The organism is Fodinibius sp. (genome assembly GCF_041642155.1).
Classification (GTDB): Bacteria; Bacteroidota; Rhodothermia; order Balneolales; family Balneolaceae; genus Fodinibius.
This window is the reverse complement of sequence record NZ_JBEPWZ010000153.1, coordinates 1-6,940: the sequence shown is the minus strand read 5'-3', so window position 1 is coordinate 6,940 and position 6,940 is coordinate 1. Positions and strand designations below refer to the sequence as shown.

Here is a 6,940-nt window from a genome sequence, read left to right as displayed (position 1 = left end):
CTACGTACGAGCTGGCGTTTGACGTATCGTTTGCCACCGACGCTCCATCGGGATGCGCAGGCGTAGGCGGCCCGCCGGGGGAAGCGGTGACCGTACATGTTGACGCTTCCGGAACGGAGCCCGGCCACAGGGTGGATGACAGCCGCGACCCGGGATTTTATCGCCTGAACCTCGCAGAAGAATATGAGGGAGAGGCCCAGAGCTGGTACCGGTTCACCGAGATCGGTGACGTGGCCAATTCCCGGGAATGCGAGGAGGGATGGCAGTATGAGGTCAAGACGCTTTCAGGGGAAAGCCGAACCGCTACGACCGACGCCGAGGGCGGACTTTGGCTGCTGGTCGGGACCCGGTCGGGATTTGAAGCCACGACTTCTCTTTATTATACCGAGGTGGAAGTGGATGTCAGGGAATAATTTTTCTTTCTTCTTTTGGTTTGTATTATCTATGTTATAGACAGACTAGACATAAACTAAGAGGAGGCAGATATGGAATTAAAAAAGTGGCAACTCCAGGAGGCAAAAAACAAATTCAGCGAAGTGGTCAGGAAGGCAACGCAAGAAGGTCCGCAAACGGTAACAAAGCATGGAAAAGATAGTGTAGTGGTGATTTCTGTTGAAGACTATAAAAAGATGGAACGACCTGAAACGAGCCTGGTAGCGTTCTTTCAACAATCACCGCTGGCTTCGGTAGCATTGGACGTTGAACGGGATAAATCCCCGGCTCGGGACATTTCATTATGAGCTATCTGATCGATACTTGTTGTATTTCTGAGCTCACAAAATCGAAACCCGACAAAAATGTGATCCAATGGTTCTCAGATCATAATGAAATTGATCTGTACCTGAGTGTGATCACTTTTGGTGAGCTGCGAAAAGGAATTGAAAGACTTCCATCCTCTAAAAAGAAACGAAAGCTCACTCACTGGATAAATGAAGATCTGCTTCATCGATTCAAAAACAGAGCATTAGATGTCACGCTTAAGGAGGTCAATCAATGGGGAAAGGTTTTAGCGGAAGCAGAAAAAAGAGGTACGCCGCTGCCGGCTTATTATCACGATGCATTGAATCTTTCCCGCGATATTTGTATAGCAAGAAATCATTCTCGTCGAAACTATCTGTATAAGGTCCTTTTGGAGAAGTGGTAATTGTAAGAGGTAACTCAAGCTGTTTTGGCTTAAAGATTCCCTGTGGAGAAACCAGTGGTATTCTGGTTCCCTTAAACTTAAACCCCTTGGCTAACTTATTTCGGTTTAACACATCACCATGCCTTTCAACTTGTTCCGTCAACCAGTTAAATGCTGCCAATCGTAATTGTTTGTCTAAATCCATATAGAATTAATTATTCACAAACTGCTCGGAATGCTCTTCTAATGCTTCTTCACTTGGCAAAAAACGCTGTTCCTCGGGTATCATAATTTCTTTCTTATCCAATGCCAGAGTCTGATCAATTTTTTCTCCTTCCTGTTTTAGCCACAAGGAGAGCTTGATTCTATAATCAGGAAGTACGGTTAGAAGATAGGTATCAAACATCCAATGATGTGTTTTACAAAGAGCTATTCCATTTCTGGGATCATCATTTTTGCTTTCACTCCAGGGAATGATATGAGCCCCTTCTATCAATGATTGGCCATTGGGTGTTATAACTTTAGCCCGACAGATGGCGCACCGGTGATCATAGCTTTCACGAACTTTTAATCTAAAACCGTGTCTACGTTGTTGTTTTCTTTGCCACGTATAAGAAGAAGTGTGATCGTTTTCGGCATGATATTTCCGAAAAGGTTCGGCTGCCAGTAATTCAAGTTGCTTGACATATCGATATGCCCCTGTATTTATTTGATGAATATTCTGTATTTCACCGTGAACCTCATCCGCAAAATAAGTTTGCAGTAAAGCTTTTGTGAGAACTTTTTTCTCGTCTTCATCACGCATCACGGAAAATAACTGATCATCAACTTGGGCATAAGCCACCCGATCCATCAGCCCACCCAGCGAAGGGGAGTTTTTATACGGTTTCTTCCCGTCTTTATAGCTGAGTTCCCAAAACGGCTCACTTTGCATATGGTAAAAGGGAAGGGCAATTGTGGTTTTTCGTTCTTCTCCCATAATCTGGTTCCAGTACCGGAAGAAGGTCTCTACTAGATCTTGGGAAAGCGTAATCTTGGAGTCGGTTATCCATCCACTTTCAATGCCATCGATAATACTCAAAAGTAAAAAAGGCTTGTGGGGAGCCAGTAGGAAAGTTCGTTGATCCCAGGTAGTGGAATCTTTATTGGCATTTAAGCTTTGTATGGATGACAGTATGTCTTCTTTTCTCATGTTATACAATAATCTCCGGTTCCCCGTGCCAAAACCATAATACTTTTATTGTAGCAAAAAATCAGATTGTGTTTTAAACGAACCCGAGCAGTAGCCGTCTTTCATTCTGCCTATACATTTAAAATCCCTCTCATCACTTCAACCAAAAATCCCCTCTCCTCAAGGTTTTGAAGAATTGGCTACCAAAAGAAGATCCAGAGGAGAAAGTCAGAGGATATTCAATATCTGCTTCCGACGCCAAAAAAACAACTGCCCTTTTATCCCCCAAAAGGAATGGTACACCGGGATTTGCTGTTGGTATTGACCTACTCTTTTTTAAATCTATAACGTTTCAACAGACATCATTTTTTCATCATGAAATACAATTTATTAGGTAATACGGGATTGTTGGTTTCTAAACTCTGCTTTGGCACCATGACCTTCGGAGGGGAGGGCTACTGGGAAGCCATTGGCCAACAGACGCAGGACGAAGCGGATGCCCTCATCAAGAAATCGGTAGAGTCGGGCATCAATTTTATCGACACGGCCAATATCTATTCGTTCGGGCAGTCGGAGACTATCCTGGGCAACAGCATCAAAAATCTGCAGCTGAATCGCCAGGAGCTGGTGATCGCCACGAAAGTACGCGGGACGATGGGCGATGATCCCAACAACCGGGGACTCTCACGCTTCCATATTTTCAATTCGGTCAACAACAGCCTCGAGCGGCTGCAGCTTGATCATATCGATATACTGTATGTCCACGGGGTGGATGTGGTGACCTCCATCCGCGATGTTATGCGAAGCCTGAATGATATCGTGGAGACTGGGAAGGTCCGATACATCGGGGTGTGCAACTGGCCGGCCTGGATGGTCATGAAGGCGCAGGGCATCGCCCGCCGGGAGGGCTGGCAGGAATTCAAGGCGATGCAGTATTTCTACTCGCTGTCGGGACGTGACGTGGAGGATGCCCTGCTGCCGCTGAGCCAGTCGGAGGAGCTGGGCTTCATGCCGTGGAGTCCGCTGGCCGGGGGATTCCTGAGCGGCAAGTACACCCGGGAAAATCAAAAAGCCGGGGGCGGTGCCCGCCGCGATGAGTTCGACTTCCCGCCCATCAATAAAAATCAGGCCTACGATATCGTGGAAGTCATGCAGGATATTGCGAAAGAGCATGATGCCACCGTGGCGGAAGTAGCGCTGGCCTGGGTACGGATGCAGCAGGGCGTTACCAGCACCATTATCGGGGCCAAGAACATGGAGCAGTTAGAGTCGAATATCAGCTCTGCCGATCTGCAGCTCGGCGAAGAGGAGCTGGAGGAACTGGACGAGGTATCCGCAACACCAGACCGGTACCCGTTCTGGATGGTCGAGCGCCAGGGCTCCGAGCGTATTCCCGGCGAATAGAAGAGGAGACATTTTATTGAGGACCACAGACAAGGCGTGGAGAACCACAAAGGGCTGCATCGTGTTCCTCTGTGCCCGTGCACGGAAGTCTCTTTTTTTATGCGCAGGTGGGAATCCTGCATCTTATGACCTGTATCCTGGTTCAGTCGCTGATGATGTGAGATGATTTCATCTTCAATTTAATACTTTGCGCACTCTCGGATCTAACCGCCGCCGGTGTGAACCCGCCCAGTAGACCTGGCCGCAGCCGGGACATTGCGAAAACCTATCAAAGTGGCGTTTGGTTAACGGCTCGAGCCGGTCGATGATCTCTTCTTTGGGAACCTCCTGCAGCACGCCGTTGCAATGGGGACATCGCGAAAAGGGTTTCACCTTCTCAAAAAGGTCAAACCGCCGCATCACTTCCAGCAGCTGCTCGGCGGGATCATCGGAACGCGGCAGGTAGCCCTGGTCGACCACTTTGTGCATCAGCAGCTTCCGGTCGCGGGTCAGCAGCACGCGAAGTTCCTCCTGCATCTGTTCAATCAGGTCGGCATCCCCCGCATCATTCCGATAGGCCGTATCGAAGCCCGCCATCCGCAGATAGCGGGACAGTTTACCGAGGTTGACATCCGCGAGGAAGCGGGAGTGGGACGGCACCTGCTGCAGGCGATCCGCTTCGGGAAGGGGCATGCTGTCAAAGAAGGGGTAAACGCTGACGTATTCACCGCCCCTGATCAGCCGGGTAAAATCCGCGGGCTCGCCGTCGATCAGAATAAGATCCACCTCGGTGTGGGGCACTCCGCATCCTTCGATGAGATCTTTTACGGACGTAGTACCCGGGAGACGGCGCCGGAAGGGCGTCTCTTCGCACCCGGTAAAAAGCAGTTCATTCAGATCCCCGTAAAAGCGGAGCGTAACGCTTATCATAAGAGTGGCTGAGGTTGTTTGCGGACCAGTAACAGATAAATAAAATAATAACAAATATTATCCGACAAATGACTGCAAAGGTTACTGAACGCTCACCGGTTCGTCGTCGGGGCCGCCTTTTCGGTGTTGATAGAAACGAATCAGGTTGGAAATGGAATACAAGAGCAGGAAGGTGGCAATGAGGTAGGCCACCGAGTCGGGATTCATAAAAATGAGGACGGCGATAATGAGGGTGAGCACGCCGATAAGGGCGAACTGAAATCCCATCAGCAGGATAAAGCCGAACAGCCCCAGGAAGACGGCGAAAGTCACGGGGATGAGTTCGGGAAAGATGAAGATGATAACGCCCGCGACGATGGGGAGGGCCGCCAGGGTGGACGGAATTCTAAAAGTGATAAACAGGAGTCCCAGCGCGACCAGGTAGCTCGCGGCAATAAGGTACAGGAAGTTGGGATAGGCGAGGGTAAGCAGTCCCGTGGCCAGTGCCAGCAGGGCGTTTAATATTTGCCGCTGGCGGTTTTTGTATTCAAGCCGTATCCGGTACTGGGTAAACATGGGCGCGGAAATTTATTGGGATGATGCCTGAACGGAAGACAATAAAATAAATCTAAGGGATGTGCAGCTATAATAAAAGGACTAAATGCGTTGGTACGTAATCCTATTTACTTCCCACTTCAATTTCCCCGTCCTGCCACTCGATGGTCGCGGGGGTATCCCGGTCAAAGGCCTCCAGCGTTTTGATCCACTCGTGATCCTGGCGGACGCGCGTGTATCCCTGCTCCAGGGGGGCGTTGGGATTTTGGATTTCCAGGCGGTGTCGCAGGGTGCTGACCTGCTCCCGCTGCTGCAGCAGGCGCATCTGCTGGCGGTGGTGCAGCCGCTGGGTCAGTCCCCCAATACGCTCGCCGAGGTTGGCCACTTTCTGCCGGATCGCCTGCAGGGCGTGCGACTGCACCAGCTGACGCACATGCTCTTTCTGGTCCGCCACCCGGTCCTCGACGGCGGCGTGCAGGCGCGTAGAGAGGTCGTCGGCAAACATGCGCACTTCGTTGATATCGGGCGTTGCTAAAATAGCTGCCTGCGTAGGAGTGGCGGCGCGGGCATCGGCCACAAAATCGGAGATACTGAAATCGACCTCGTGTCCCACCGCACTGATGGTCGGTATGGGGCAGCGGTGCAGCGCCCGGGCCACGGCTTCCTCGTTGAAGGGCCAGAGGTCTTCCAGCGAGCCGCCGCCGCGCCCCACAATAAGCAGGTCAACCGGCTTCGGGGCGGCGGCAAACCAGTCGATGGCCCGGACCAGCTCCGGGGCGGCGTTGGTGCCCTGTACGCTGGCATGGTGCAGGTGGACCGTCGCCAGGGGCCAGCGGCGCTCGAGGGTATCGCGGATGTCGTGGAAGGCGGCCCCGGTGGCCGAGGTGATGACCCCGATGTCGAAGGGAAACCGGGGCAGCGGCTTTTTGTGCCGGTCTTCGAAAAGGCCCTCTTCTTTGAGGCGGGACTTCAGTTTCTCGAAGGCTTCCTGCAGGGCGCCGATGCCGGCCTGCTCCACCGAGCGCACGATCAGCTGGTATTTCCCGTGCGGGGGATAGACCTGGATATCGCCGCCGGCAATGATCTGCTGTCCGTCGGTGAGTTCCGCCTTCAGCCGCCGGTTGATGCCGCTCCAGATCACGCAGGAGAGCTGGGCGTCTTCATCTTTGAGCGTAAAGTAGGTGTGTCCGCTGCGGCTGGTGGAGGCGTTGCTGACCTCCCCCTCCACCTTGATATCCATGAAGTTGCCTTCGAGGAGCAGTTTTATATCTTCGGTGAGGTCAGAAACAGAAAGCGTTTTAGGCGTAAAAAGATCCGATTGCGACATACGTAAGGGTTCTGGTGATCAGCTTCCTGCAGCCGGCTATCAGCGCGGTATATTACTGAAAACCGGCTGCCGAATACGGAAGGCTTGATTTCAAAGTTGCGATTTAATGGATGGATGTTATAGCTGTTATACAATTCACTTCAAAAAACGTATATTCACCATCAAAAATAACGGAAAGTTTGTATGAGTTACACACCTAATTTATTATTGAAAAATGTGAAGCCGGTCGGCGCCGGCTTCGACGGCTCGGAAACGGTGGACATCCGGATTGCGGATGGCATAATAACGGAAATTGCAGCGGGACTCGAAGCCTCCGAACAGGAGAAAACCCACGATGCCGGCGGCAGCTATCTCTCCGGGGGATGGATGGATATGCACGTGCACCTGCGCGAGCCGGGCTATGAACACAAGGAAACCATTGAGACGGGCTGCGCGGCGGCGGCGTTTGGCGGGTTTACGGAAGTGGCCTGCA

Annotated in this window: 7 protein-coding genes and 2 pseudogenes; 5 read left to right on the top strand and 4 right to left on the bottom strand. The window is 51.5% G+C overall.

Annotated elements, in window-relative coordinates:
* The 3 genes and pseudogenes from ACESLU_RS09635 to ACESLU_RS09625 all read left to right on the top strand — a co-directional run.
* Positions 1 to 413: pseudogene (locus ACESLU_RS09635) on the top strand (hypothetical protein); the annotation flags it as partial.
* Between the two features lie 72 nt (positions 414 to 485).
* On the top strand, positions 486 to 740 hold the full coding sequence (locus tag ACESLU_RS09630) for a type II toxin-antitoxin system Phd/YefM family antitoxin (protein WP_372638425.1): 255 nt from the start codon (positions 486 to 488) through the stop codon (positions 738 to 740).
* A complete protein-coding gene (locus ACESLU_RS09625) occupies positions 737 to 1,144 on the top strand; it encodes a VapC toxin family PIN domain ribonuclease (protein ID WP_372638423.1) in 408 nt (135 codons plus the stop codon). Before ACESLU_RS09630 ends, ACESLU_RS09625 begins: the two co-directional genes overlap by 4 nt.
* Positions 1,145 to 1,334: 190 nt before the next feature.
* On the opposite strand, the gene ACESLU_RS09620 is transcribed toward ACESLU_RS09625, so the two are convergent.
* The gene (locus tag ACESLU_RS09620; RefSeq protein ID WP_372638421.1) at positions 1,335 to 2,315 is read right to left on the bottom strand and encodes an HNH endonuclease; all 981 of its coding nucleotides are present in this window, start codon (positions 2,313 to 2,315) and stop codon (positions 1,335 to 1,337) included.
* Between the two features lie 354 nt (positions 2,316 to 2,669).
* Here ACESLU_RS09620 and ACESLU_RS09615 point away from each other — a divergent pair, with 354 nt between their 5' ends.
* A complete protein-coding gene (locus ACESLU_RS09615; protein ID WP_372638419.1) occupies positions 2,670 to 3,698 on the top strand; it encodes an aldo/keto reductase in 1,029 nt (342 codons plus the stop codon).
* A 174-nt stretch (positions 3,699 to 3,872) separates the two neighbouring features.
* On the opposite strand, the gene ACESLU_RS09610 is transcribed toward ACESLU_RS09615, so the two are convergent.
* The 3 genes from ACESLU_RS09610 to xseA form a co-directional block, all read right to left on the bottom strand.
* Positions 3,873 to 4,607 (bottom strand): Mut7-C RNAse domain-containing protein, encoded by a 735-nt coding sequence (locus ACESLU_RS09610; protein ID WP_372638417.1) that lies wholly within the window; start codon positions 4,605 to 4,607, stop codon positions 3,873 to 3,875.
* A gap of 81 nt (positions 4,608 to 4,688) precedes the next feature.
* Positions 4,689 to 5,162 carry a hypothetical protein gene (locus ACESLU_RS09605; protein ID WP_372638415.1) on the bottom strand — a complete coding sequence of 158 codons (474 nt, stop codon included), beginning with the start codon at positions 5,160 to 5,162 and terminating at the stop codon, positions 4,689 to 4,691.
* A 103-nt stretch (positions 5,163 to 5,265) separates the two neighbouring features.
* On the bottom strand, positions 5,266 to 6,468 hold the full coding sequence (gene xseA, locus ACESLU_RS09600) for an exodeoxyribonuclease VII large subunit (RefSeq protein WP_372638413.1): 1,203 nt from the start codon (positions 6,466 to 6,468) through the stop codon (positions 5,266 to 5,268).
* A gap of 183 nt (positions 6,469 to 6,651) precedes the next feature.
* On the opposite strand from xseA, the pseudogene ACESLU_RS09595 reads away from it, so the two are divergent.
* Positions 6,652 to 6,940, top strand: a pseudogene (locus ACESLU_RS09595) (dihydroorotase); the annotation flags it as partial.

What these genes read in the sequence shown, in the direction of transcription:
- xseA (WP_372638413.1), bottom strand. Translation starts at nt 6,468, where the DNA reads ATGTCGCAATCGGATCTTTTTACGCCTAAAACGCTTTCTGTTTCTGAC.
- ACESLU_RS09605 (WP_372638415.1), bottom strand. Translation starts at nt 5,162, where the DNA reads ATGTTTACCCAGTACCGGATACGGCTTGAATACAAAAACCGCCAGCGG.
- ACESLU_RS09610 (WP_372638417.1), bottom strand. Translation starts at nt 4,607, where the DNA reads ATGATAAGCGTTACGCTCCGCTTTTACGGGGATCTGAATGAACTGCTT.
- ACESLU_RS09630 (WP_372638425.1), top strand. Translation starts at nt 486, where the DNA reads ATGGAATTAAAAAAGTGGCAACTCCAGGAGGCAAAAAACAAATTCAGC.
- ACESLU_RS09615 (WP_372638419.1), top strand. Translation starts at nt 2,670, where the DNA reads ATGAAATACAATTTATTAGGTAATACGGGATTGTTGGTTTCTAAACTC.
- ACESLU_RS09625 (WP_372638423.1), top strand. Translation starts at nt 737, where the DNA reads ATGAGCTATCTGATCGATACTTGTTGTATTTCTGAGCTCACAAAATCG.
- ACESLU_RS09620 (WP_372638421.1), bottom strand. Translation starts at nt 2,315, where the DNA reads ATGAGAAAAGAAGACATACTGTCATCCATACAAAGCTTAAATGCCAAT.